This is a genomic window from Halomonas cerina (genome assembly GCF_014192215.1).
GTDB classification, from domain to species: Bacteria; Pseudomonadota; Gammaproteobacteria; order Pseudomonadales; family Halomonadaceae; genus Halomonas; species Halomonas cerina.
On sequence record NZ_JACHXP010000007.1, the window covers coordinates 51,002 to 74,714 of the forward strand.

A 23,713-nucleotide genomic window follows, 5' to 3' on the forward strand; every position below is an offset into this window, starting at 1 on the left:
CGTTTGAAGGATAACTCGATTATCTTTTCCTTGGAGATGGCTAGACTGAGCGTCTCTCCCACGACGAGAAGGAAACTCACCATGACCCACCGCATTGCGATCATTCCCGGCGACGGCATCGGCACCGAAGTAATGCCGGAGGGTGTGCGCGCCCTGGAGGCCGCCGCGCGGCGCTTCGCGATCGACCTCGAATACCAGACGTTCGAGTTCGGCAGCTGCGACTACTATGTAGAACATGGCCAGATGCTGCCCGATGACTGGTTCGAGCGGCTCAAGGGCTTCGATGCCCTGTTCTACGGCGCGGTGGGCTGGCCGGAGAAAGTCCCCGACCATATCTCGCTATGGGGCTCGCTGCTGCAGTTTCGTCGCCGTTTCGACCAGTACGTCAATCTACGTCCCTGCCGGTTGCTGCCGGGCATCCAGAGCCCCCTGGCGGACAGGAAACCAGGTGATATCGACTTCTATGTGGTACGCGAGAACACCGAGGGCGAGTACTCCAGCGTCGGCGGCAGGATGTTCGAGGGCACCGAGCGCGAGGTGGTGATCCAAGAGACGGTGATGACGCGCCACGGCGTGGATCGAGTGCTCAAGTTCGCCTATGACCTGGCGCAGAGTCGCCCCCGGAAGACGCTGACCTCGGCCACCAAATCCAACGGCATCGCCATCACCATGCCCTGGTGGGACGAGCGGGTCGCCGCGATGGGAGCGAACTACCCGGAGGTGTCGGTGGACCAGTTCCATATCGACATCCTCACCGCCCACTTCGTGATGCACCCGGACTGGTTCGACGTGGTGGTGGCCAGCAACCTGTTCGGGGACATCCTCTCCGATCTGGGCCCGGCCTGCACCGGCACCATCGGCGTGGCGCCCTCGGCCAACCTCAACCCGGATGGCACCTTTCCGAGCCTGTTCGAGCCGGTGCACGGCAGCGCCCCGGACATTGCCGGGCGCGGCATCGCCAACCCCATCGGCCAGATCTGGTCCGGAGCCATGCTGCTCGAGCACCTGGGCTACCCGGAGGCCGGCCAGGCCATCGTCAAAGCCTTCGAGGCGGTGCTCGCCGAGGGCGAGGTCGCGGTGCTGACCCCCGACATCGGCGGCACCGGCACCACCGAGTCCCTGGGCCGGGCCATCGCCGAGCGCATCGCGGGCTGACGCTGCCCCGGACACGACGCGGCCCCCCGGCACGCTGGTCCAGAGCTTCTGTCCAGTACGCCGGGGCGGGGCTGCGAGGATACGGCAGGTCAGGCCAGGCGCCACACCCCCTCGAGGATCCGCACCCGGCCATCGGCCAGGTTGTCGCGCAGGTTGTGGCCCATGTGGGCGAAATCGTCGCCGAAGATCAATGCTGGGCCGGGGAGCGGCGCCTCGCCACTCGGCTCACCGGCTTCCCGTCGGCCGTGTTTCTGGCGCCAGGCCAGCGCCGCCTCGGTGACGTCGCGCACCGCCACCGGGACGAAGCCGCCTTCGGCGAGCACTGCGCCGAAGGCCTGGCGGGAGCGCAGATGGCTGGCCCCCGAGGTGCGCGCCCAAGGTACCGGCAGGGCCAGGGCGGCCGGGTTGTCCCCCGCCACCACCTCATGCAGCAGCAGCTTTCCGTCAGGTACCAGCAGGCGCCGCCACTCGGTCAGCACAGCGGCCAGGTCCGGCATGTTCATCAGCGCGTGCTGGCACCAGACGACATCGAAGCTCGCTTCCTGCAGCGGCAGCGCCGCCGCATCGGCGCACAAGAAGCGAGTCCGATCGGCCATCCCCGTGGCCTGGCTCAGCCAGGCCGCCACCTCGATGAAGGCAGCGGTGATGTCCACCCCTGTCACCTCGGCGCCGTACTCGGCTGCCAACAGCCGGCTCGCCCCACCGGTGCCGCAGCCCAGGTCCAGTACCCGGCTGCCGGGCTTCAGACGGCCGAGAACCGCCAGGGAGCGGCTCGCCCGGCGTCCGCCCAGGTGCAACTGGTCGATGCCCGCGATGTCATCCAGCGTCAGCCGGTCCGGGTCACGCCCGGCGGAGAGGAAGGCCGCCCGCAGCCGTGCTGGCAGGCTTTCGCCGCCGGTCCGGGCCAGGGCATCATAGTGATCGACGAGATAGCGGGCATGGTCACGCATGGCTAAGGCTCCGGGCCGGCAAAGCCCCAGCCTAACGCTTCCCCCGACCGGCGCCCATGCGGCCAAGGTCAGGGACCGTCACGCCCGTCCCACTCCTAGGCCCAAGGAGCCCACGATGTCCTACCCGCCGCTGCGCATCGTTCTTCCCGTCGCCACCTGCCTGCTGGTCGGGTGTACCGGCATTCCCGACGGCACCCGGGCGGTCACCGGCTTCGAGCTGGACCGCTACCTCGGCCGCTGGTACGAGATCGCCCGTCTCGACCACGCCTTCGAGGAAGGCCTGGACTGTGTCACTGCCGACTATACGCGGCGCGACGACGGCGGCATACGGGTGGTCAACCGCGGGGTGAACCTCACCACCGGCGAGACGGACGTCGCCGAAGGCAAGGCCTATTTCATCGGCGACGAGGATGTGGGACGGCTGAAGGTGAGCTTCTTCGGCCCCTTCTATGCCGGCTACAACGTGCTCGCCCTGGATGACGGCTACGACTGGGCGTTGGTGGCCGGTCCCAACCGCGACTACCTGTGGATCCTCTCGCGCCAGCCCGACCTCGCCCCCCTTGCCGATCAGGCCCTCAGGGCCCGCGCCGACGAGCTCGGCTTCCCGGTGAACGACCTGATCGAGGTGGAACAGGGCGAAGCCTGTGCTCCCTGGCGCTGAGCCAAGACGACCGAGGACGAGTTACAGCATCGCACCCGTCACTTTCAACCAGCCGACGCGCGCCCTTGAGCGCGTCGCCACCGAGGCGGAAGGTAATCCGAGCCCTGCTGAACAACGCTACAATTGGAAGATGCCCATGTCCCTCGAGCAGTTCTTCGAATCCACCGACGTCCACCGCGACCATGCTCGCTGAGTGGCTCGACCAGGCCCTGGAAGACCGCCGGCCGACGCGCGCGGAGGGGCCGGTGACGGGCGGACGATGGACCCTGCGCGGCCCTGGCCTTCTCGAGCTGATCCCCGACACACCCGCCGCCACGTCCTGCGCCGGCGTGCTCTCGGTGGGCATCCATGGCAACGAGACCGCCCCCATCGAGCTGATGGGCGACCTGCTGGCCCGGCTGGAAGCGGGACACCTGCGCCTCGGGGCGCCGCTGCTGGTGATCCTCGGCAATCCGGCGGCGATCTGCGCCGGGACCCGCTTCGTGTCGACCAACCTCAACCGGCTGTTCCGTCGCGACCTGGCGGAATCGGGTGACGAGCCCGACCGGGCCCGGGCGCTGATGGCCACGGTGGATGCCTTCTATGCCCGCCACCCCGACCGGGCCCGCCTGCACTACGACCTGCATACGGCGATCCGCGACAGCCGCTACCCGCGCTTCGTGGTCGAGCCCTTCACCCAGACCCCGACATCGCCCACGCAATGGGCGTGGCTGGCGGGAGCCGGCATCCAGGCCGTACTGCACCAGCACCGCCACAGCTGGACCTTCTCCCACTACTCGCGGCATTACCACGGTGCCCAGGCCTTTACCCTGGAGCTCGGCCGGGCGCGGCCGTTCGGCGAGAACGACCTGGCCCCACTGGCTCCCTTGGGCGCACTCCTCGCCGCCCTGCTCGAGGGGCGCGAACCGGCCTCGGCCGACCCGGCCACGATGGCCTTCTTTCGCGTTAAGCACGAGCTCATGCGTCGCTCCGAAGCGTTCCGGCTGTGCTTTCCCGATAACACGCCGAACTTCACCGAGTTTGCGCCGGGCACACGGCTGACCCGGGATGCAGTGGGTGGCGACTTCATCGTGGGTGACATCCCGCTTCGCGTGGTCTTCCCCAACGCCGATGTGGAGCTCGGTGCCCGCGCCGCCTTGCTGGTCGTGCCGACACCCACACCGCGAGCGCCCCCCGGCTGACCGCCGCCCCGTGGCCCCCCTCCCTCCGGAGAAGACCTGTTATGGACCGCCCCACTGCGCCACCGTACCAAGGTAGAATGGCCGGCTCGCGACAGTAGCCTGCTAGAAGGCCTCCCGGCTGTTAGAATCGCCTCTTTTTTTCATGCCAGCCGCGCTGTCCATCCCTTCCCCGCGGCGGTCCGTCCCCGATCTGGAGCCCGTTCCATGGCCGATACCCCGATTCCGCTGGAAGTGCGCAACATCACCAAGCGCTTCGGCGATACCGAAGTCCTCAAGGGTCTCTCCCTTCAGGCCCACAAGGGTGACGTCATCACCCTGATCGGCGCCTCCGGCTCCGGCAAGAGCACCTTCCTGCGCTGCATGAACCTGCTGGAGCAACCCGACGAGGGGGAGCTGATCGTCCACGGCGAGCCCATCCGCTTCAAGCAGACCCGGCATGGCCGCGAACCGGCGGACTGGAAGCAGGTTGTCGCCATGCGCGCCAAGCTCTCCATGGTCTTCCAGAGCTTCAACCTGTGGGCCCACATGACGCTGCTGGAGAATGTCATCGAGGCGCCGGTGCACGTGCTCGGCAAGCCGAAGCAGGAAGCCATTGCCCACGCCCGGGAACTGCTGGAACGGGTCGGCCTGGCCGAACGCGCCGCCTACTATCCGGCCCAGATGTCCGGTGGCCAACAGCAGCGTGGCGCCATCGCCAGGGCGCTGGCCATGGACCCCGAGGTGATGCTCTTCGACGAACCCACCTCGGCGCTGGACCCGGAACTGGTCGGCGACGTCCTCAAGGTCATGCGCGATCTCGCCAAGGAAGGCCGCACCATGATCGTGGTGACCCACGAGATGGCCTTCGCCCGCGATGTCTCCACCCAGGTCATCTACCTGCATCAGGGGCAGGTCGAGGAGGCCGGGCCGCCCGACGAGGTGCTCGGCAACCCGCGCTCCGAGCGCCTGCGGCAGTTTCTTGCCCCCAAGCACTGATCCCCCGTCGGAGGAGCCCCCATGATCGATCTGCACGGCTACGGCCCGCGCCTCGCGGAAGGCGCCCTGATCACCCTCGAGCTGGCGGTGCTGTCGCTGATCCTGGCGGTGATCCTCGGCCTGCTCACCGCTAGCGCCAAGATGTCGCGCAGCCGGCTGGCCCACGGTATCGGCACCCTTTACACCACCATCATTCGTGGCGTGCCCGACCTGGTGCTGATGATGCTGCTGTTCTTCGGCGGCCAGATCGGCATCAACCAGGTCACCGACACCCTCTACGACCAGTTCGGGATCGACCTCTTCATCAACGTCAACGCGTTCGTCGCCGGGGTGCTGACCATCGGCCTGATCTTCGGCGCCTACATGGGCGAGACCTTTCGCGGTGCCTTCCTGGCGGTGGACAGTGGTCAGATCGAGGCGGGGCGTGCCTACGGCATGAGCCACTGGCTGGTGTTCCGACGCATCCGCTTCCCGCAGATGATGCGCCATGCGATCCCGGGGCTGTCCAACAACTGGATGGTGCTGCTCAAGACCACCGCCCTGGTCTCGGTGATCGGCCTGTCCGACATGGTGCGCGTCGCCTCCGAAGCTTCCAAGGCCACCCGTGAGCCCTTCACCTTCATGATCATCGTCGCGGCCATTTACCTGCTGATCGCGAGCGTCTCCGAGTGGGGCTTTGCACGGCTGCAGAAGCGCTATGACGTCGGCTATGGGGAGGTGAAGTGATGGAGTCCCTGATGACCTGGCTAGAGGCCCAGCTGGCCGACAACAGCATCTTCACCCTGCAGACACTGGGCTACTACGGTGAGGGCCTGGCCACCACCGTGCAGCTGGTGGCCCTGTCGCTGATCATCGGCCTGGTGCTGGCGGTGCCGCTGGCCATCGGCCGCGGCTCGACGCACCGCTGGCTGAGCCTGCCGATCTTCCTCTACTGCTACGTGTTCCGCGGCACGCCGCTACTGATCCAGCTTTACCTGATCTACTACGGCGTGGTCTTCGTCGAGGGCATCCAGGAGACCTGGCTATGGGTGATCCTCGAGGAACCCTTCGTGCCGGCGCTGATCGCCTTTACGCTGAATACCGCGGCCTACACCACCGAGATCTTCCGCGGCGCCATCAAGGCCACGCCCCGAGGTGAGATCGAAGCGGCGCGGGCCTACGGCATGTCACGGGGCCTGATGCTGCGGCGGATCGTGCTGCCCAGCGCCTTCCGCCGCGCCCTGCCGGCCTACGGCAACGAGGTGATCTTCATGCTCCACGCCAGTGCCATCGCCAGCGTGGTGACCATCATGGACCTCACCGGGGCGGCGCGCTTCGTCTATGCCCGCTACTACGCGCCCTTCGAGGCCTTCCTGTTCGTGGCGGCCATCTACCTGTGCCTGACCTTCGCCATCCTCTATCTCTTCCGCACCCTGGAGCGGCGACTGCTGGCCCACCTCAGGCCGGCCGGGGGTTGACCGGCAGCGTCAAACGAGCGTTGGGAACTGGCGTTCGAATCGCGACGGTTGCCTCTTTCGACCCGCCCAGCCATTCGCTATCGTGATCGCGTCATCACCCACGAGGTGAAACCACCAACAACACGGGAAACCACCCCCATGAAGCTACAGAAGATCCTGAGCCTCGGCGTGTTCGGGGCCGCCCTGATCGCCGGCAGCGCCAGTGCCGAGGTCCGCGACATCCGCATCGCCGTCGACGTGCCCTACGAGCCCATGGAATACCGCACCCCCGACGGAGAGCTGACCGGCTTCGACATCGAGCTGGGCAACGCCCTGTGTGCCGAGATCGGCATCCAGTGCGAGTGGGTCGTGCAGGGCTGGGACGGCATCATCCCCGGCCTGCAGGCGCGCAAGTACGACGCCATCATGTCTTCCATGACCATCAACGAGCAGCGTCGCGAACAGGTGCTGTTCTCCGACCCCTACATCACTCCGCCCTCCGCCTGGTTCGCGCCGGCCGACGTCGAGATCGGCACCCCCTCCGACGAGACCCTCGAGGGGCTCACTCTGGGGGTCCAGCGCGGCACCCTGCAGGACAACTATGTCACTGACCTGTACGGCGACGTGGCCGACGTCAACCGCTATGCGACCGCCGATGACATGGTGCTGGACATGGACGCCGGTCGCCTCGACGCGGTCTTCCTCGACTTCCCGATCGGCAAGTCGACCCTACTCGAGAGCGAGGCCGGCGACTACAAGTTAGTCGGCGAGAAGATCACCGAACCCAAGGAGTATTTCGGGGAGGGCTTCGGCATCGCCTTCCGCCAGCGGGACGAGGAACTGGCCGCAGCCTTCAACGAGGCGCTCGCCACCCTCAAGGACAACGGGACCTACGACGAGATCTATGCCGAGTACTTCGGCGAGTGATAGGCGCCCGCCCCGGGCGAACCCGGGGCGGCGACACGGGGTCGAAGTGGGCATCGATCAGGCCGTCGGCATCGCAGCAGGGCCAGTTCGCCGATCTTCATGCTGGTGCTCCGCCGAGGACTTGACCCTATAGTGCCTACAGGGTGTGTCATCACACAAGACACCCAGACGGAGCGTGAGATGACCGACGCCCATGCCCCCCATACCGGTTGCTGCGGTCAGGCGGCCGAAACGCCCCGCGAGGCCGTCGAGGCCCCGCCGGGCACCACCACCCTGCGCCGGCGTATTGCGGAGATGGACTGCCCCACCGAGGAGGCCCTGCTGCGCAAGGCGCTGGCCGAGGCCCCCGGGGTCGAGGCCCTGGACTTCGACCTGATGAACCGGGTGCTGAGCATCCACCATCGCGGCGCCGACCCGGCGGATCTCGACCGGCACATCCGCGCGCTGGGGATGACCCCGCGCCCCGAGCACGACGCCGCCGAGCCCTCCACGCCCCGTGCCGAGCCCTGGGGCCGGATGGCACTCGCCATCGGCCTGGCGCTGGCGGCCGAGCTGATCGGCTGGACCGGCTGGGCGGGAAGCGCCTGGCTCTCGCCCCCCCTGGCGCTGGCCGCCATCGCCCTGATTGGCCTGCCCACCTGGCGCAAGGGCTGGGTGGCGCTGCGCCACCGCAGCCTCAACATCAATGCGCTGATGAGCGTGGCGGTGACCGGCGCCCTGCTCATCGGCCACTGGGCCGAGGCCGCCATGGTGATGGTGCTCTTCACCCTGGCCGAACGCCTCGAGGCCCGCTCCCTGGATCGCGCCCGGGGTGCCATCCGCTCGCTGCTGGACAGCGCCCCCGACCAGGCGCGCCGCCAGACCCCGAATGGGAACTGGGAAAGCGTGGCCGCCGCCGAGATCGCCGTGGGCGAGCTGGTGCGGGTCCTGCCCGGCGAGCGCCTGCCCCTGGACGGCGAGATCGTCCGCGGCGAGCCCACCCTGGACGAGTCGCCGATTACCGGCGAGAGCCTGCCCCGGGACAAGGGGCCGGGCGAGGCCGTCTATGCCGGCACCATCAACCGCCACGGCGACTTCGATGTCCGCACCACCCGGCCGGCGGACGACACCACCCTGGCGCGGATCATCCATGCCGTGGAGGCCGCCCAGTCGAGCCGGGCCCCCACCCAGCGCTTCATCGACCGCTTCTCCGCGATCTATACCCCGGCGGTACTGGGCCTGGCCGTGGCCACGGCGCTGGCCTGGCCGCTGCTGTTCCCCGGCGCCTGGCTCGACGGCATCTACCGCGCCCTGGTGCTGCTGGTGATCGCCTGCCCCTGCGCGCTGGTGATCTCCACCCCGGTGACCATCGTCAGCGCCCTCTCGGCCGCCGCCCGGGGCGGCATCCTGATCAAGGGCGGACGCTTCCTCGAACAGGGCCACCGACTCGCCTGGCTGGCCCTGGACAAGACCGGCACCCTGACCCGCGGCGAGCCGCGGCTAGCCGACTGGCACCCGGTCGATACCGCCGAGAGGGTGCCGCTGGCCCGACAGGCGGCCAGCCTGGCCGGACGCTCCACCCATCCCGTGTCCCGGGCGCTGCATCAGGCGCTGGTCACCGAGGCCGGCGAGACGGAGGTGGAGACCCTGCGGGAGCACCCGGGCCTGGGCGTGGAAGGCGAGGTCGACGGCGAGGCCCTGTGGCTGGGCAACCGCCGGCTGATGGCCGAACGCGGCCTCGGCGACCCGGCGCTGGTCGCCGAGCTCGATGCCCTGGCCGAACGCGGCGACAGCCTGGTGCTGCTGGGCGATGGTCGGCGAGTGCGGGCCTGGTTCGCCCTGCGCGATACCCTCAAGCCCGGCAGCCAGGCGGCCATCGCCGCCTTGCACGGCCTGGGCGTGAAGACGCTGGTACTCTCCGGCGATGCCGCCCCGGCGGTGGCCGCCATCGCCGCCGAGGCCGGGATCGACGAGGCTCGCGGGGAACTGCTGCCCGAGGACAAGCTGGCCGCCATCGAGGCGCTCGGCGCCCGGGGCGTGACCGGCATGGTCGGTGACGGCATCAACGATGCCCCGGCGCTGGCCCGGGCCGACATCGGCTTCGCCATGGGCGCCGCCGGCAGCGACGCGGCCATCGAGACCGCCGATGTGGCGCTGATGGACGACGACCCGGGCAAGCTGGCGACCTTCCTGAAGCTGTCCCGGGCCACGCGTCGGGTGCTGATCCAGAACATCGTCGTCGCCCTGGGGCTCAAGGCGGTGTTCCTGGTGCTGGCCTTCACCGGGCAGGCGACCCTGTGGATGGCGGTGTTCGCCGACATGGGCGCGAGCCTCCTGGTGGTGGCCAACGGCATGCGGCTGCTGCGCGGGCGCCCGGCACGCAGCGAAGCGCCGGAGGCCGCTACAGCGGCCTCCGGCTAACGCAGCACCCGGTGCACCAGCATCGGCCCGAGGGTCTCGAATACCAGGGTGGAGGCCACCACCGCCGAGAGCAGCGCTGCACCATGGGTCGGGAAGCGCTCCGCGGCGAGCAGCGCCATGCCCATGGCCACGCCGGCCTGGGGGGTCAGCGCCAGGCCGATGTTCCGGGGTAGCTCGGCCTGGCGCTCCCGGGCCAGGCGCACCCCCAGCAGGCCACCGAGCACGCGGCCGAGCAGTCGCAGCAGGATATAGGCCAGGGTCAGCCCCAGGGCCTCGTCGAGACTCGCCAGGTCGAGGCTGGCCCCGGAGAGCACGAAGAAGAACACCAGGAAAGGCCACTCGATGTGCTCGATCTCGTTGAACGAACGGGTATGGTGACGGGAGAGGTTGGCGATCAGCATGCCGGTGACCATGGCGGCCAGCAGCGAGGAGACGCCGAGCCAGGTCGACAACCCGGCGAGCAGCAGGATCAGGGCGATGGCCTCGACCTGGGTGGGCTCCCCCGGTGCCAGGCGTCCGGTGAGCCAGGCCGCGGGCAGGCCGATGGCCGTGCCGAGCAGCAGCGCCCCGCCTAGCTCCCAGCCGGCCTCGAGCAGCGCCACTTGGCCATCGCCGGACAGCGCCCAGCCCAGCCCCGCCATGGCCAGGCCGAACACCAGGATGCCCCAGGCATCGTCGATGGCCACGATCCCCAGCAACAGCCTCGCCCGCAGACGGGTATCACCGCTGGCATGCACCGTCTCCTGGACCGCCGCCGGATCGGTGGCCACCGAGATGGCGGCCAGCGACACCGCCATCGCCAGGGGGAAGCCCAATGCCAGCAGGCCGGCCCCCACGGCGAGTGCGCCCACGCCGACCACCGACAGCGAGACGATCAGGATCAGCGGGCCCGTCCGGCGCAGACGCTTGCGGGTCAACTCGCCACCCAGCAGGAAGGCCACCATGACCAGCGCGACCTTGATCAGCGGCTCGCCCAGTCCATCCAGCGGCCGGGCATCGGGCAGCTCCAGCACCCGTTGCTGGAAGACGGCGACCCCCAGCCCCACCAGCACCAGCAAGGAAATGCGCGGCAGCCGGGTGCGGCGCGCCACGGCGTCGGCGAAGATGCTGATCGAGAGGATCACCCCCAGCAGGATCAGCGCTGTCGCCGCCGGCGACAGCGCGAATGGCACCCAGCTCAATCCACCACTCCCTGTGTGGTTCACCGCCGCCTCCCCTCGCCTGTTGCCGGTGCATTGACACCCTCTCCCTGCCGAGCCTAGCATGCCGCACCCGCCGGTCCGGCCCCCGTCGCTCCGCCACACCCGATGTCGACCGGCAACACCGGTGCAGAATAGGGAGACGCCCCGGTGTCACGCGCCCCTGGCCAACGGCGGGGTCAGTGTGCCGCCTTCCGCCATTGCCAGACGCAGGTCAGCTCATGCCACCCAAGGATATCCCGACCCCCCTGTTCGCCCAGGACGCCCCCTCCCTGTCACGCCCGGACTCGGCCTGGGCCGGCTGGGGACAGTGGCTCGCGCTGGTCACCATGACCCTCGACCATCTGGTCCGCTACGCCATCCCCGACAGTTGGGGCTTGGGCTGGGTCGATTCCTCACTCGGACGCATCGCCTTTCCGCTGTTCGCCGGCATGGTGGCCTGGCACGGGCTGTTCAATACCCGCAACCCCATCCGCTATGCCCGGCGCATCCTGGTGATCGGCCTGGTCGCCCAGCTGCCCTACCAGCTCATGCCCCGCGAGGCACTGCTGCAGTTCAATATCTGCTTCACCCTGGCGCTGGGCCTGGTCGGGGCTGTCTGGCTGCAGCGCCGGATGCTGCAACGCACAGCCGGCACGCCGGCCTGGCGGCTGGCCGGGGAAAGCGCGCTGGTGCTGGCGGCCTGGTATATCGCCGGTTTCTGGGTGGAGTACAGTCACCTGGGCCTTTTGCTGATCCCCTTCTTTCTGCTGGCGATCGATCAGCTGCACCGAGCCGGTGAGACGCTCGCCGACCGACTGACGGCCGTGGTCGCCTGCCTGCCGCTGCTGGCGGTGGCCGGCCTGATGAACAGCTCCGACATGGCCAAGTCGTTCACCGTGGCCACCTCGCTGGCGGTCCTGCTGCTGGCGGCGGGCGCCCATCGCGCCATCCCCCGCGTGCCCCTGGCCATGCCGCGCCGCCTCTGGCTCGCCTGGTACCCGGGCCATTTCGCGGCCATCGCCGTACTGCTGATCGCCCTGGGTCAAGCGGACTTTCCGTGAACCGTGACGCGCCGTGAGTCGTGACATCGCACGGCAGGACGGGATCAAGCGACGCCGAAGTGAGACGCCGGAGTGGAATGAGGAGGAGTCCATCCCACTGCCTGGAGCCAGCGCCCCCCATGCCGGGCAAGATCACACCATGTAGCCGGATGTATATCAGCCGCCCACCCCACCGAAGAAGATGAAGACCAGCACCACCAACAGCAGGAACAGCGTCTCGGCGGCCATTAGGATGACCGGCTTCCAGCCGACTACCGCCAGCTTCTGGAAAGACGTCTTGATCCCCAGCGCGGCGATCGCGGTGACCAGGCACCACCGCGACAAGTCGGTGAAGCCTTCGGTGACCACCGGCGGTATCACGCCCAGGCTGTTGACGATCACCAGCGCCACGAAAGCCACCAGGAAACCCGGCAGCATCGTCACCTTGCGGTCGTCACTTTCCTCGCGACGGGCATGGCGGAACAGGAACATGAACGCCATCACCGCCGGCACCAGCATGGCGACGCGCAGCAGCTTGACGAAGGTCGATACATCGCCGGTGCTCTCGGAGATCATGTAGCCGGCACCGACCACCTGGGCGACATCGTGGATGGTGCCGCCGAGAAAGATGCCCGCCTGGTCGTCGCTGAGGCTCAGCATCCCCACGATCAGCGGATAGGTCACCATGGCCATGGTCGACAGCGTCGTGACCCCTACCACGGTAAGGATAGTGTTGCGCTCACTGGTCTCGTGACGCGGCATCACCGCCGACAGCGCCAACGCCGCCGAGGCCCCGCAGATGGCTACCGAGCCGCCGGTAAGCAGGCCCATGTCGCGGTGCAGCCCCAGCAGGCGAGCCAGCACCACCCCCATCAGGATAGTCAGCGAGACCCCGGCGACGACCGTCAGCAACGGGCCGATCCCCAGTTCCATGACCTGTTCGATGGTGATGCGCACACCCAGCAGCGCCACCCCGAGGCGCAAAATGGTACGCGCGGCGAAGTCGACGCCGGCCAGGCAGCGCTCGTCTTCGGAGAGGAAATGCAGCGACATGCCGAACAGCAGGGCATAGAGTAGCGTCGGTCCACCGTAGTGATCGGCGATGAAGGTGGTCGCCAAGGCAATGGTGATGCAGATCAGCACCCCCTTCCCCAGCCGGGGGACCGTGTGAATGGCTCCCTTGGCTACGCCAAGGGGCCATTGCAGTGCCTGTTTTCCACGCTCAAGCATCATGGGATAGCCATCCAATATCCAAACATCACGGCAGCAACACCACCTTGGCGGCAGCGGTACGGCCTGCTACCAGGTCGGCGAAGGCCTCGGCCCCCTCCTGCAATCGGCGGGTCTCGACCCAGGAAAGATCACCCAGCGCTCCCGAGTCCAGCAGTTCGACCGTGGCCCGGAGATCGGTTGCGGTGTAGGTGTAGGCGCCGAGAAACGCGATCTCCTTCAACGTGATGGCACGCACATCGAGACTCCCCTCATTGTCCTGGAGGCCGAGATGCATGATGGCGCCCCCGGGACGGACGGCTGCCACCGCCATGTCTCGGGTCGCGGCGGCGCCCACGCAGTCGAATACAGCCTCGACGCTGGCTTCCGGGGGGATATGATCCCGAGGGTCGAAGGTCTCGAGCCCTGCCTCTTGCGCGGTTTGCCGCCGCAACGGATTGGTGTCTGCCAACCGTAGTGTCCGCACGCCCCTTTGGCGCAGCATCAGCCCCGCCAGCAGCCCAATCGCCCCGGCGCCGATGACCAGCACCCGCGCTTCGGCCAGGGGGCGCGACAATGAACGCTCGAGACGCTGAATGCCATGCAGGGCGGTGGCTGCCGGTTCCGTCAGCGCGGCCGCGACCGGCGACAGGGTCTCGGGCAACTCGATCAGACAGTGATCGGGAATGGTCAGGGACTCGGCAAAGCTGCCCGCTCGCGTCATGCCGATCATGGTGCGATTGCTGCACAGATTCTGTCGGCCACTCAGACAGTAGTCACAGCGGCCACACACGATCAGCGGGTTCATGGTGACGCGCTTGCCAGCCAGAGCGCCTTCCACCACCTCGCCGGCCGCCTCGTGGCCCAGGATCAGCGGCGGCTGGCGGCGCGGATCGTGGCCATGGAAAGCATGCAGGTCGGAGCCGCAGATGCCGGTGGCCTGGATGCGCACCCGGGACTCGCCCTCGGCCAGCGGTACCTCCTCGGTCTCGCGCAGTTCGAGTTGCTCGGGCCCGACGTAATAGAGTGCTTGCATGGTGCATCTCCTAATGGTGATCAGCTCATTTGGCGGTGAAGCCGCCATCGACGTAGAGGGTCTGGCCGGTGACATAGCCGGAGGCGGGGGAAGCCAGAAAGACCGTGGGGCCGGCGATGTCCGCCAGGGTGCCGTTGCGACCGATGGCGGTGCGCCCGGCCAGGGCCTCGGACGCGGCCGAGTCGTCGAAGACCGGCGCCGTCAGCTCGGTGGGGAAGAACCCCGGGGCGATGGCGTTGGCGTTGATGCCGTGGCGTGACCAGGCCTCGGCCATGGCCCGGGTCAACTGCACGATGCCGCCCTTGCCGGCCCCATAGGGCGCGCTGTCGGGGAAGGCCCGCTGCGACTGTAGCGAGGCCAGGTTGATGATGCGCCCGTAGCCCTGCTTCCGCATGCCGGGCACCAGGGCCCGGGACAGGAAGAAAGGGGTGCCCAGATGCAGCTGCAGGGTCAGCTGCCAAGAGGCCAGATCGACCTCCTCGATGGGTTGGCGCAGGTTGACGCCAGCGGCGTTGACCAGAATGGTCACCGCACCGAAGGGCTCGGCCGCCCGTCGGGCGGTCTCCTCCAGGGTGCCGGGGTCGGCGAGGTCGGCGACGAGGGCGGCCGCCTGGCCGCCCTCCCCTTCGATGGCCGCCACGCTCTCATCCAAGGCCTCGCGCCGCCGGGCAGTCACTACCACCCGGGCGCCGGCGGAGGCCAGGGCCTCGGCCATGGCCCGCCCCAGGCCGCTGCTGCCGCCGGTGACCAGGGCGACCTGGCCGTCGAGATCGAAGCTTGGCCGCATCTCACACCTCCTCGGGAATCACCAGGTCGAAAGTCTCGTCCGGGTAGTACTTGGCCAGGCGGACATCACCGGTGCGCGCATGCCCTTCCATGCCCTCGCAGCGCGACAGGCGCGCGGTGGCCGCCGCCACGCTGCGGGTGGCCTCGCGGCTCTGGCGCTGGTAGGTGACGATCTTGAGGAACTTCTGGGCGCACAGGCCACCGGTATAGCGGGCCGCGCCCTTGGTCGGCAGGATATGGTTGGTCCCGGAACACTTGTCGCCGAAGGCCACGGTGGCCTCCTCACCGACGAACAGCGAGCCATAACTGTTGAGCTGTGCTATCCACCAGTCGAGGTCGGCGACCTGCAGTTCCAGGTGCTCGGAGGCATAGCGGTCGCTGACCTCGACGACCTCTTCCCGAGTGTCGCAGAGGATGATCTCGCCGTAGTCGCGCCAGGCGGCGTCTGCCGCCTTGCGCTGGGTCTCGGGCAGTGCCTCGATCAGGCCGGGCATGCGCGCGGTTACGGCGTCGGCCAGCTCACGGGAGGTGGTGAACAGCCAGACAGGCGAATCCGGCCCATGCTCGGCCTGGCCCACCAGGTCGGCGGCGACGATTTCTGGGTCGGCATTCTCGTCGGCGATGATGCCGATCTCGGTGGGACCGGCGAACATGTCGATGCCACAGCGGCCGAAGAGCTGGCGCTTGGCTTCCGCCACGAAGCGGTTACCGGGGCCGACCAGGATGTCGGCCGGCTTGCCGGTGAAGAGCCCGAAGGCCATGGAGGCGATGCCCTGCACCCCGCCCATCTGCAGGATGATATCGGCACCGGCCAGGTCCATGGCATAAAGGATCGCCGGATGGATGCCGTTCTCATCGCGTGGCACCGAGCAGGCCACGACATTCTTCACGCCGGCCACCTTGGCCGTGGCCACGCTCATGATCGCCGAAGCGATGTGCGCATAGCGCCCGCCGGGCACATAGCAGCCGGCGGTTTCCATCGGGATCAGCTTCTGACCGGCAAATAGCCCCGGCGACAGCTCGGTCTCGAATTCGCCGATGCTGTCGCGCTGGGCGGCGGCGAAGCGGCTCACCCGCTCGTAGGCGAAGTGGATGTCCTGCTTCAGCTGCTCGGGGACCTTGGCCTTGGCCGCCTCGATCTGCTCGCGGCCGACCACCACATCTCCTTCCCAGCCGTCCAGGCTGCGACAGTACTCCTTCGCCTTGGCCTCTCCGTCGGCCTCGATCTCGGCCAGCATCCGGGAAACGGTCTCCTGGGTCTGGTCGTAACCGGTGGACGCGTTCTTCTCGGCTTTCTTGTAGTAGTGGATCGCCATTGTTGTCTTCCTCTTGCTTGGGTTGCCTATCGTTGGCTCACCGGAGCCCGGATGGGCCCGGAGTTCACTGCGGGGCGGTCTGCCGCCCTTCCCTTGGCGTGTCGCGAAACATTGGCTGCGACACCCCACCTTTCGCCCCGGGGATTGCGTAAAGCTCTGCATTTCGCTTATGTAAGCGCTTACAATTTCGACTTAATAACCGATCTAGGTTCTTGACTCATGCGTTCCTCCTCAGGGCCTATAGCCACCAGGTCGATAGCCAGGGCACGAAGGCAATCAGCAGCACCACCAGCAACATGCCCAGCACGAAGGGGAAGGCATAACGGGCGATAGCCAATACCGAGCAGCGCGTCAGCCCCGAGACCACGAACAGGTTGAGACCGAGCGGTGGCGTGATGAAGCCCAGGCCCAGGGTGGTCACCATCAGGATCGCGAAATGGAATTCGTTCATCCCCGCCTGGAGGGCCACCGGCAGCAGCAAAGGGGACAAGATCACGATGTTGGGCGTGGTCTCCATGACGCAACCCGCCAGGACCAGGATGCCGATCATCAGCAGGATAATCACCGCCGGGGAGTCGGTCAGTTCGCCGATGCCGCCGACCAGGGTCTGGGGGATATCCAGGCTGGCCAGCGTCTGGGCCAGGGGCAACGACACGGCGATGATCGGCACGATGACGCCACACACCCGTGCCGAGGATTCCAGCATCCGCGGAATATCGCTGAGGGTCAGGCGTTTCTGGTGAAGGCCGATCAGCACGACCACCACGACGGCCACCGAGGCGGCCTCGGTCGGGGTAAAGAGCCCTGAATAGATGCCGCCGAGGATCACCACCGGCACGAACAGTGCCCAGCGGGCATCCCATACCGTGGCTCCCCAGCGGCGCCAGGAAAAGCGCGCCCGATCGCCCTCGAAGCCATACAGACGGTTGAGCACCACATTGGTGATCATCACCGAAAGCATCACCAGCACCCCGGGGATGGCGGCGGCCAGAAACAGGGTCGAGACCGACATGCCCAGTACCAGCCCCATCACGATGTAGGCGATCGAGGGCGGGATCAGGATGCCGGTACAGGCGCCGGAGGCCACCAGGGCACAGGCCGCCGGCAAGGGGTAGCCCCGCTCCACCAGACGATGGATGGTCATGCGTCCCACCGCCGCCGCGCCGGCGGCGTCGGAACCCGAGATGCAGGCGAAGAAGCCGCAGCCGAGGGTTGTGGAGCTACCGAGTCCGGTGCGCATGCCGCCGACGCTGGCCTCGGCCACATCGAGCAGCTTGTCCGAGAGTCCCGAGCGCACTAGCGCATCCCCGGTGAGGATGAACAGTGGCACGGCGATCAGTGCGAAGGCATTGATGCCCTCGAACAGCGACTCACCGAACACCGACAACGGCAACGTCTCGGTCATCGTCAGCATGCCCAGGGAGCCCAGGCCAATGGCCACCCAGATCGGCACCCCCAGCACGATCAGCCCGACCAGGGCCAACAGGGGCCCATAGAAGGTCCACCCCAGATCCGCGGTGGCCTGCCCAATCGTCATGAATTCCATAGCAGACCTCCTCAGTCGAACAACTTGTGGCCATCGAAGGGCGGTTCACCGCGCCGCATGCGACGGATGTCCGCCAGCATCGTCTGTAACACTCGGGACGCTACAAGCAGGAAACCGATGGGGATCGCCATCAGAAATACAGCCTGGGACACACGCAGCCCCGGGGTCACCGAGCCGAACTCCAGTGACGTCAGCACCGGCGAGACCGACAGCCACAGCGCCCATACCGCCAGCACCAGGGTGGCGATGTCCGAGAGCCACCAGGCCAGGCGCTTTATCCGCGGACCGCCGAGATTGACCAGCACGTCGATGCGGATATGGGCGCGGTCACGGACCGCCGCCGCGGCGGCGATCCAGGCCAGGTAGATGAAGGCATAGCGCGCCAGCTCCTCGCCCCACACCGACGAGTAGTCCAGCACAAAGCGGCGGATGACCTCGATGGCGACCGTCAGGATGATCAGCGCATAGAAGGTCAGCAGCAGCCACCGCTCGCTCTTGCGATCAATGCGATCGCAACGCAGGCGGAAGGCATGCCAGGCATCCTTCTTAGGCGTTGTTGTCGACGTAGTAGCCATTAGACACCTCCGTAGCGGCCAGCAGTTCGTCGAATACCTCCAGGGAGCCGGCCAGCTCGCGCTTGGTATCGTCCCAAGCCGACAGCTGGTGGCCGCAGCGTGCCTTCCACTGGGCGAGTTCGTCCTCGGTGGGCGCATAGATCTCGACCCCGGCCTGGCGCATCTGATGGTAGGCATAGGCCCGCGCCGCCGGCACCTTGGCCAGGTTCTCGCGGAAGGTGACATCGGCGGCTTGGAGGATGCCTTCCTGGATCGCGGCGGGCTGGGCATCGAACCATTTCTTGTTGCAGGTATAGACCTGGGCGTCGGGGACCGACTGGATGGTGGAGATGCTGGCCAGGATGTCGGTGAAGCCGAACACCAGCAACGCCTGAACACTGGGATCTAGGGCATCGGCGACGCCCTGCTGAATCGCCGAGGTGGTCTCGCCCCAGGCCACCGGTGTGGGGTTGGCGCCGGCCAAGCGATAGACCTTCTGCAGGATCTCCGAGGACGGCACCCGGAACTTGATACCGGCGATGTCCTCGGGGGTCCGCACCGGGCCGTCGAGCAGGCCATTACGCACCGCCACGGTACGCGGGTCGATGCAGACGTAGTTCAGCACCTTGAAGCCACGCTCCTCCACCTTGTGGTGGACCACATCGCGCCAGCTCCGGGAAGTCACCAGGTTGACCAGGCGTTGGTTATCGCCGCACCAGTAGGGGATGTTGATCAGGTCGACTTCGGGGGCGAACGGTGAAAGGTTGGAGATGGAATGCTGCGCTATGGCGATGGTGCCGTTCTGCACCTTGCTCACCAGGTCCCCGCCAGCGCCAAGCTGTCCGCCGGGTGCCAGCTTGACGTAGAGCCGGCCGCCGGTGAAGTTCTGCAGGTTCTCCTTGAAGTTGAGCTGCATGATCGGATAGGCCCGGGAGGCCCCCAGGGTATAGCCAGTGGCCAGCGTCAGGGTGGTCTCGGCGGCGGCGGCGCGTGCGCGCTCCTCCTGGGAGGTCTGGGCCATGGCTCGCTCCGAGAACAGGGTGCCGCCGACCGCGCCGATCACCGCGGCGCTGAAACCGTAGCGGGCTACGGCGCCCATGAACTGCCGACGCTCCGGCTGCTGAGGCTCGGCGGCGGCCCCGGGGACACGAGTGAAGGGATTCTTGAAGGGTGACATCAGCGTGCTCCTCATGATTGTTGTTGAAGCTCGGCCAGACCCTCGGTCATGGCGTGGAGGACTGTCGCGATTCGAGCCTGAGACACCCGGAGATGAAACAGGCGGTCGCAACCACCAGCAGTGCTGCTTCCAGGGCCGGAGCGATGTCGTACACCCCCGGCCAGAAGCGTTGCACGGCGACGTTGAGGAAGAAGAGAGCGAACAGGCCCAGGGCCAGCCACATCAGGCCGTCCAGGGTCCCGCTTGCCTTGCGTGGTGAATCCGACATCTTGGGTGGCTCCCGCGGTGTATTATTGTCGTTTGCCCGGTAAGGCCCCGTGCGCCTCGACCGGCCCAAGGGTGCGGCGCCTCGTTTGCCGATCCCCCAAGGGGGCTATACTGACAAGGAGCATTTTGTAAGCGCTTACAACCCTATGACTCCAAGCTAGACTCCTATACATGAGTTGTCCAGAAAAAATCTACCCCGCATGATGAGGGTATCCTCATGGCGCGGATGAGAGGCCACTCAAGGAGGCCAGAGAGCCCATGAGCAAGGAAATGCAACGCACGCTGCTGGAGGACGTGGCCCGGGAGGCCGGGGTCTCGACGGCCTCGGTCTCGCGGGTCCTTAATCGGGCCCCCCATGTCAGCGAACGGCTGCGCAAGCGCGTCGAGGCCGCCATTGACCGGCTCGGCTATGTACCCGACGGCACCGCCCGGGCGCTGGCCTCCCGACGTACCGGTGCCATCGGGGCCCTGGTCCCGACTCTGGACAACCCCATCTTCGGCACCATGATCGACAGCCTGGAGCAGCGCCTCAAGCGCCATGATTGCCGGCTGTTGATCGCCACCTATCGCTACGACCTAGACGACGAACTGCAGGCCCTGCGCACCCTGGTCCAGCAGGGGGTCGATGGCGTGGTGTTGATCGGCCACGACCACCGCCCCGCGGTCCAGGCTCTGCTCACGCGGCGTCAGCTGCCCTTCCTGTCCTGCTGGCACAGCGAAGACGACCCCGACTGGCCCTGCATCGGCTTCGATAATGCTGTCCCGGCGCGTCGCCTGGTGGAACACCTATTGGTGCTGGGCCATCGACGACTCGCGGTGGTCAGTGCCCCCACCGTGGGCAACGACCGGGCACGAGCCCGGCTGGAGGGCTTTCGCCAGGCAGCCGAGGCAGCGGGCTATCCCCTGCTACCGGAGCGCATCGTCACGGTGAACTATGGCATCGCCGAAGGAGTCCAGGCCTTCGATACCCTGATGGGCCTGGACGAACCACCCACGGCGATCCTCTGCGGCAACGACACCCTCGCCTTCGGGGTCATGCTGGCCGCCCAGCGGGCGGGGGTGCGTGTCCCCGAGCAGCTCTCGATCACCGGTTTCGACGACCTGCCCCAGGCATGCTTCATGTCGCCGCCGTTGACCACGGTCGCCGTGCCGGCGAGCGCAATCGGCCGATGGGTGGCCGATGACCTGATCGCGCGCATCGGCGGCGAGACCCTACCCCACCGCCGGTTGCTGGACGCACCCCTGGAGCTACGGGAGTCGACCGGCCCCGCGCCGATGACCGACTAGCGCCTCGGCCCGCCGGCGAGGGTCCCCCCACAGCGACAGGTCTATCATCTGGCCGCTGCGGCTCCTGGATCACACACGGCGACGCCCCCACCGGCAGTGGAGGCATCGTGGCCATGTTGTATCAGGCGCTTTCGTAGAGACGCGTCATCGCAAACTCACGATGCCCCAGCGCCTCGGCCGCCGTGTGGCGACCATTGGCGGTACGCAGCATCATTTCCAACAATGCATCACCCGCCTGACTCATATCCATTTCACGCCTGAGGATATGAGTGACATCGACATCGATGTGTTCGCTCATGGTACGCATGGTGCGTGGATTAGCGCAGATCTTGATGACTGGCAGGATCGGGTTGCCGATCACATTGCCCTGGCCGGTGGGGAAGAAGTGCACCACGTAACCCGCGGCGGCACACAGGGTGACCATCTCAGCGGCGGCTGACGAGGAGTCCATGAACCACAGCCCCGGCTTGTCCGGTGTCTCGGCCTTGTCCAACACCCCATCCACCTGACAGCGCTTACCGATCTTCTGGATGTTGCCCAGCGCCTTCTCCTCGATGGTGGTCAGGCCGCCCTCGATGTTGCCCTTGGTCGGCTGAGACTCGGACAGGTCGCTGGTCTTGTGGCGGTCGATCATGGCGCTGTAGCCGTCGAACATCGCCTGGAACTGCTCGCGCACCTCTGGGGTGGCACAGCGCTCGGCGACGAGATGCTCGCCCCCGGTCAGCTCCGAGGTCTCGCCGAATACCAGCGTACAGCCTGCATCGTAAAGCTTGTCGAAGGCGTTACCCGTCGTCGGGCAGGAGGCCAGACCCGAGGTAGTATCGGACTCGCCACACTTGGTGGAGACCCACAGTTCGTCGACGTCACACTCCTCGCGCTGAAGCTCACTGGCATGCTGCACGTACTCGCGGGCTTTCTTGGAGGCGGCACAGATGGTGTTGTGATCCCCGTTCTGCTCTATCCAGAAGCCTTCGACGGGCTTGCCGGTGGCCTTGATGCCGTCGACGACCTTGTTAGTCCAGCCCGGCTCGATACCAATCACAATCACCGCAGCAACGTTGGGATTACTACCGATCCCGATCAAGGTGCGAAAGTGCAGATCCAGATCGGCGCCGAACTGCAACCGGCCATAGGCGTGCGGCAATGCCAGGGTACCCTTGATGTTATTGGCGACGGCCTCGGCGGCGGCGTTGGAAATGTCGTCGACCGGCAACACGATGACGTGGTTTCGCACCCCCACACGGCCATTTTCGCGACGATAGCCCAGAAACTTGCGACTCTTGATTTCCATTTTTACCACCTCTTAGTTTTGACGTTATGGACGTGCAGGTGCTCACCTTTCTTGATGGGCTTGATCACGCGGCCGATATCGACGTTGTACTTCATGACGGCGTCACCCTCCGCCAGGTCGCGGATCGCCAGCTTGTGACCGATGGGAATGGGATCGCTCACCTGGCAGGTGATGGTTTGATTCTCCTGCATGACCCAACCGGTCAGCTCCTGACCGGCCTGAATTCCCTCGACCACCGCGACGCCGACGCTGTCGTCGGCTTCATGTACTACGAAGTCGATACTCATGATGTCTCCTCTCCACCTGGGAGGTTGATTGGCGTTGTCTCGATTCCAGCCTGAGGACAAAGCCGCGGTGAACCGGATACTGCAAACCCTCAATTCATGTATATGACATATGATATAGGACCGTCAAGTCTTCTACATGTTTTTTTGCTATCATCACCAAAGGGCCATGGCGCTCGAACGGAGTGAGCGCCGCACCGGCATCGACCCGAAGGACACGAGACATGGAACATCAGCTGACACCGAGCTATCGCCCGCTCTACCAGCAGATCAAGGAAGCGCTGCTGACACGGATCGTGTCGGGGGACTGGCCTCCCGGCACCTTCATTCCCAGCGAATCCGCCCTGTCGAAGGAGTACGGGGTCAGCGTGGGCACCTTGCGCAAGGCGCTGGATGCGCTGGCCCATGAGAACGTGGTGATTCGTTACCAGGGAAAGGGGACGGTGGTGGCCACCCATGACACTGACCGTTCTTTGTTCCAGTTCTTTCATCTGGTAGGACTGAATGGCGAGCGAAGCCTGCCGATCTCGCGTGTGCTCATCCGGCAACGCCGGGCGGCGAGAAGCGAGGAAGCCAGCGTACTGGGGCTGGCAGCGGGTGAGGAAGTGGTCCATATCCGCCGGGTCCGCGAACTGGATGACCGCCCTGCCCTGCTCGAGGACCTGGTCGTCTCGGCGATAAGGTTTGCCGGACTAGAACGGGAGCCCGAGCCCCTGCCCAATACCCTCTACCAGCTCTACCAGCAGCGTTTCGGGCAGAGCGTGGCCCAGGCCGAGGAACGGCTCTTCGCCGTTGCGGCTGGTCCGCAAGACCAAAGGTATCTTAGCGTTAGTCCCGGTATGCCTTTGCTCGAGATTCGCCGCATCGCCAAGGACCTCCAAGGCAACCCGCTGGAATATCGCGTTTCTCGATGTGAGACCCAGCACCACTGCTACTTGAACCAGTTATAGAAAAACACGGCGCAGGCGGGCATCGGCGGATGCTCGCCACTGGCCCGCAGAAACACCTTGAAGGCCTGCCATCGCGGACGGCGGTAGCGCTTGGGTTGCCGAGG

23 protein-coding genes are annotated in these 23,713 nt (G+C 66.7%); 11 read left to right on the plus strand and 12 right to left on the minus strand.

Annotation, left to right across the window (positions count from 1 at the left end; all coding sequences use genetic code 11):
* Nucleotides 1-81 precede the first annotated feature (81 nt).
* Nucleotides 82-1,155 (plus strand): tartrate dehydrogenase, encoded by a 1,074-nt coding sequence (locus tag FHR94_RS08600; protein WP_183325235.1) that lies wholly within the window; start codon nucleotides 82-84, stop codon nucleotides 1,153-1,155.
* An 89-nt stretch (nucleotides 1,156-1,244) separates the two neighbouring features.
* On the opposite strand, the gene FHR94_RS08605 is transcribed toward FHR94_RS08600, so the two are convergent.
* Nucleotides 1,245-2,105, minus strand: a complete 861-nt coding sequence (locus FHR94_RS08605; RefSeq protein ID WP_183325236.1) for a class I SAM-dependent methyltransferase — start codon at nucleotides 2,103-2,105, stop codon at nucleotides 1,245-1,247.
* 115 nt (nucleotides 2,106-2,220) lie between these two features.
* On the opposite strand from FHR94_RS08605, the gene FHR94_RS08610 reads away from it, so the two are divergent.
* From FHR94_RS08610 to FHR94_RS08640, 7 genes are all read left to right on the plus strand, one after another.
* Nucleotides 2,221-2,766, plus strand: coding sequence for a lipocalin family protein (locus FHR94_RS08610; RefSeq protein WP_183325237.1), 546 nt, complete (start codon nucleotides 2,221-2,223; stop codon nucleotides 2,764-2,766).
* Nucleotides 2,767-2,948: 182 nt separating this feature from the next.
* Nucleotides 2,949-3,947: a succinylglutamate desuccinylase gene (locus FHR94_RS08615; RefSeq protein WP_183325238.1), complete on the plus strand. Its 999-nt coding sequence runs from the start codon at nucleotides 2,949-2,951 to the stop codon at nucleotides 3,945-3,947.
* 204 nt (nucleotides 3,948-4,151) lie between these two features.
* On the plus strand, nucleotides 4,152-4,922 hold the full coding sequence (locus tag FHR94_RS08620) for an ABC transporter ATP-binding protein (RefSeq protein ID WP_183325239.1): 771 nt from the start codon (nucleotides 4,152-4,154) through the stop codon (nucleotides 4,920-4,922).
* 21 nt (nucleotides 4,923-4,943) lie between these two features.
* Entirely contained in the window at nucleotides 4,944-5,648 is a 705-nt protein-coding gene (locus FHR94_RS08625) for an ABC transporter permease (RefSeq protein ID WP_183325240.1), read from the plus strand.
* On the plus strand, nucleotides 5,648-6,379 hold the full coding sequence (locus FHR94_RS08630; protein WP_183325241.1) for an ABC transporter permease: 732 nt from the start codon (nucleotides 5,648-5,650) through the stop codon (nucleotides 6,377-6,379). The genes FHR94_RS08625 and FHR94_RS08630 overlap by 1 nt, the downstream gene beginning before the upstream one ends.
* Nucleotides 6,380-6,517: 138 nt before the next feature.
* Nucleotides 6,518-7,285 (plus strand): transporter substrate-binding domain-containing protein, encoded by a 768-nt coding sequence (locus FHR94_RS08635; protein WP_183325242.1) that lies wholly within the window; start codon nucleotides 6,518-6,520, stop codon nucleotides 7,283-7,285.
* A 180-nt stretch (nucleotides 7,286-7,465) separates the two neighbouring features.
* The gene (locus tag FHR94_RS08640; RefSeq protein ID WP_183325243.1) at nucleotides 7,466-9,685 is read left to right on the plus strand and encodes a heavy metal translocating P-type ATPase; all 2,220 of its coding nucleotides are present in this window, start codon (nucleotides 7,466-7,468) and stop codon (nucleotides 9,683-9,685) included.
* On the opposite strand, the gene FHR94_RS08645 is transcribed toward FHR94_RS08640, so the two are convergent.
* Nucleotides 9,682-10,857 carry a cation:proton antiporter gene (locus FHR94_RS08645; protein WP_343064653.1) on the minus strand — a complete coding sequence of 392 codons (1,176 nt, stop codon included), beginning with the start codon at nucleotides 10,855-10,857 and terminating at the stop codon, nucleotides 9,682-9,684. The two genes, FHR94_RS08640 and FHR94_RS08645, sit on opposite strands and share 4 nt — an antisense overlap.
* Nucleotides 10,858-11,105: 248 nt before the next feature.
* Between FHR94_RS08645 and FHR94_RS08650 the strand changes: the two genes are divergently transcribed.
* Nucleotides 11,106-11,927: a TraX family protein gene (locus tag FHR94_RS08650; protein WP_183325245.1), complete on the plus strand. Its 822-nt coding sequence runs from the start codon at nucleotides 11,106-11,108 to the stop codon at nucleotides 11,925-11,927.
* A gap of 156 nt (nucleotides 11,928-12,083) precedes the next feature.
* Here the strand turns inward: FHR94_RS08650 and FHR94_RS08655 are convergent, their stop codons facing one another.
* The 8 genes from FHR94_RS08655 to FHR94_RS08690 all read right to left on the minus strand — a co-directional run bounded on the left by FHR94_RS08655 (nucleotide 12,084) and on the right by FHR94_RS08690 (nucleotide 19,798).
* Entirely contained in the window at nucleotides 12,084-13,139 is a 1,056-nt protein-coding gene (locus FHR94_RS08655; protein WP_221188427.1) for a YeiH family protein, read from the minus strand.
* 25 nt (nucleotides 13,140-13,164) lie between these two features.
* On the minus strand, nucleotides 13,165-14,151 hold the full coding sequence (locus FHR94_RS08660) for an alcohol dehydrogenase catalytic domain-containing protein (protein WP_183325246.1): 987 nt from the start codon (nucleotides 14,149-14,151) through the stop codon (nucleotides 13,165-13,167).
* A gap of 25 nt (nucleotides 14,152-14,176) precedes the next feature.
* Entirely contained in the window at nucleotides 14,177-14,938 is a 762-nt protein-coding gene (locus FHR94_RS08665) for an SDR family NAD(P)-dependent oxidoreductase (RefSeq protein ID WP_183325247.1), read from the minus strand.
* A gap of 1 nt (nucleotide 14,939) precedes the next feature.
* Nucleotides 14,940-16,253 (minus strand): histidinol dehydrogenase, encoded by a 1,314-nt coding sequence (gene hisD, locus FHR94_RS08670; protein WP_183325248.1) that lies wholly within the window; start codon nucleotides 16,251-16,253, stop codon nucleotides 14,940-14,942.
* A gap of 238 nt (nucleotides 16,254-16,491) precedes the next feature.
* Nucleotides 16,492-17,799 carry a TRAP transporter large permease gene (locus tag FHR94_RS08675; RefSeq protein WP_183325249.1) on the minus strand — a complete coding sequence of 436 codons (1,308 nt, stop codon included), beginning with the start codon at nucleotides 17,797-17,799 and terminating at the stop codon, nucleotides 16,492-16,494.
* Nucleotides 17,800-17,810: 11 nt separating this feature from the next.
* Nucleotides 17,811-18,374 carry a TRAP transporter small permease gene (locus FHR94_RS08680; RefSeq protein WP_183325250.1) on the minus strand — a complete coding sequence of 188 codons (564 nt, stop codon included), beginning with the start codon at nucleotides 18,372-18,374 and terminating at the stop codon, nucleotides 17,811-17,813.
* Nucleotides 18,346-19,530: a TRAP transporter substrate-binding protein gene (locus FHR94_RS08685; protein ID WP_183325251.1), complete on the minus strand. Its 1,185-nt coding sequence runs from the start codon at nucleotides 19,528-19,530 to the stop codon at nucleotides 18,346-18,348. Before FHR94_RS08685 ends, FHR94_RS08680 begins: the two co-directional genes overlap by 29 nt.
* Nucleotides 19,531-19,576: 46 nt before the next feature.
* The gene (locus tag FHR94_RS08690; protein ID WP_183325252.1) at nucleotides 19,577-19,798 is read right to left on the minus strand and encodes a hypothetical protein; all 222 of its coding nucleotides are present in this window, start codon (nucleotides 19,796-19,798) and stop codon (nucleotides 19,577-19,579) included.
* Nucleotides 19,799-20,055: 257 nt separating this feature from the next.
* Here FHR94_RS08690 and FHR94_RS08695 point away from each other — a divergent pair, with 257 nt between their 5' ends.
* Entirely contained in the window at nucleotides 20,056-21,084 is a 1,029-nt protein-coding gene (locus tag FHR94_RS08695; protein ID WP_183325253.1) for a LacI family DNA-binding transcriptional regulator, read from the plus strand.
* A 121-nt stretch (nucleotides 21,085-21,205) separates the two neighbouring features.
* On the opposite strand, the gene FHR94_RS08700 is transcribed toward FHR94_RS08695, so the two are convergent.
* Both FHR94_RS08700 and FHR94_RS08705 read right to left on the minus strand, forming a co-directional pair.
* Entirely contained in the window at nucleotides 21,206-22,375 is a 1,170-nt protein-coding gene (locus FHR94_RS08700) for a UxaA family hydrolase (protein ID WP_183325254.1), read from the minus strand.
* A gap of 2 nt (nucleotides 22,376-22,377) precedes the next feature.
* Nucleotides 22,378-22,662: a UxaA family hydrolase gene (locus tag FHR94_RS08705; protein ID WP_183325255.1), complete on the minus strand. Its 285-nt coding sequence runs from the start codon at nucleotides 22,660-22,662 to the stop codon at nucleotides 22,378-22,380.
* A 221-nt stretch (nucleotides 22,663-22,883) separates the two neighbouring features.
* On the opposite strand from FHR94_RS08705, the gene FHR94_RS08710 reads away from it, so the two are divergent.
* Nucleotides 22,884-23,609 (plus strand): GntR family transcriptional regulator, encoded by a 726-nt coding sequence (locus FHR94_RS08710; protein ID WP_183325256.1) that lies wholly within the window; start codon nucleotides 22,884-22,886, stop codon nucleotides 23,607-23,609.
* The last annotated feature ends 104 nt before the right edge of the window (nucleotides 23,610-23,713 follow it).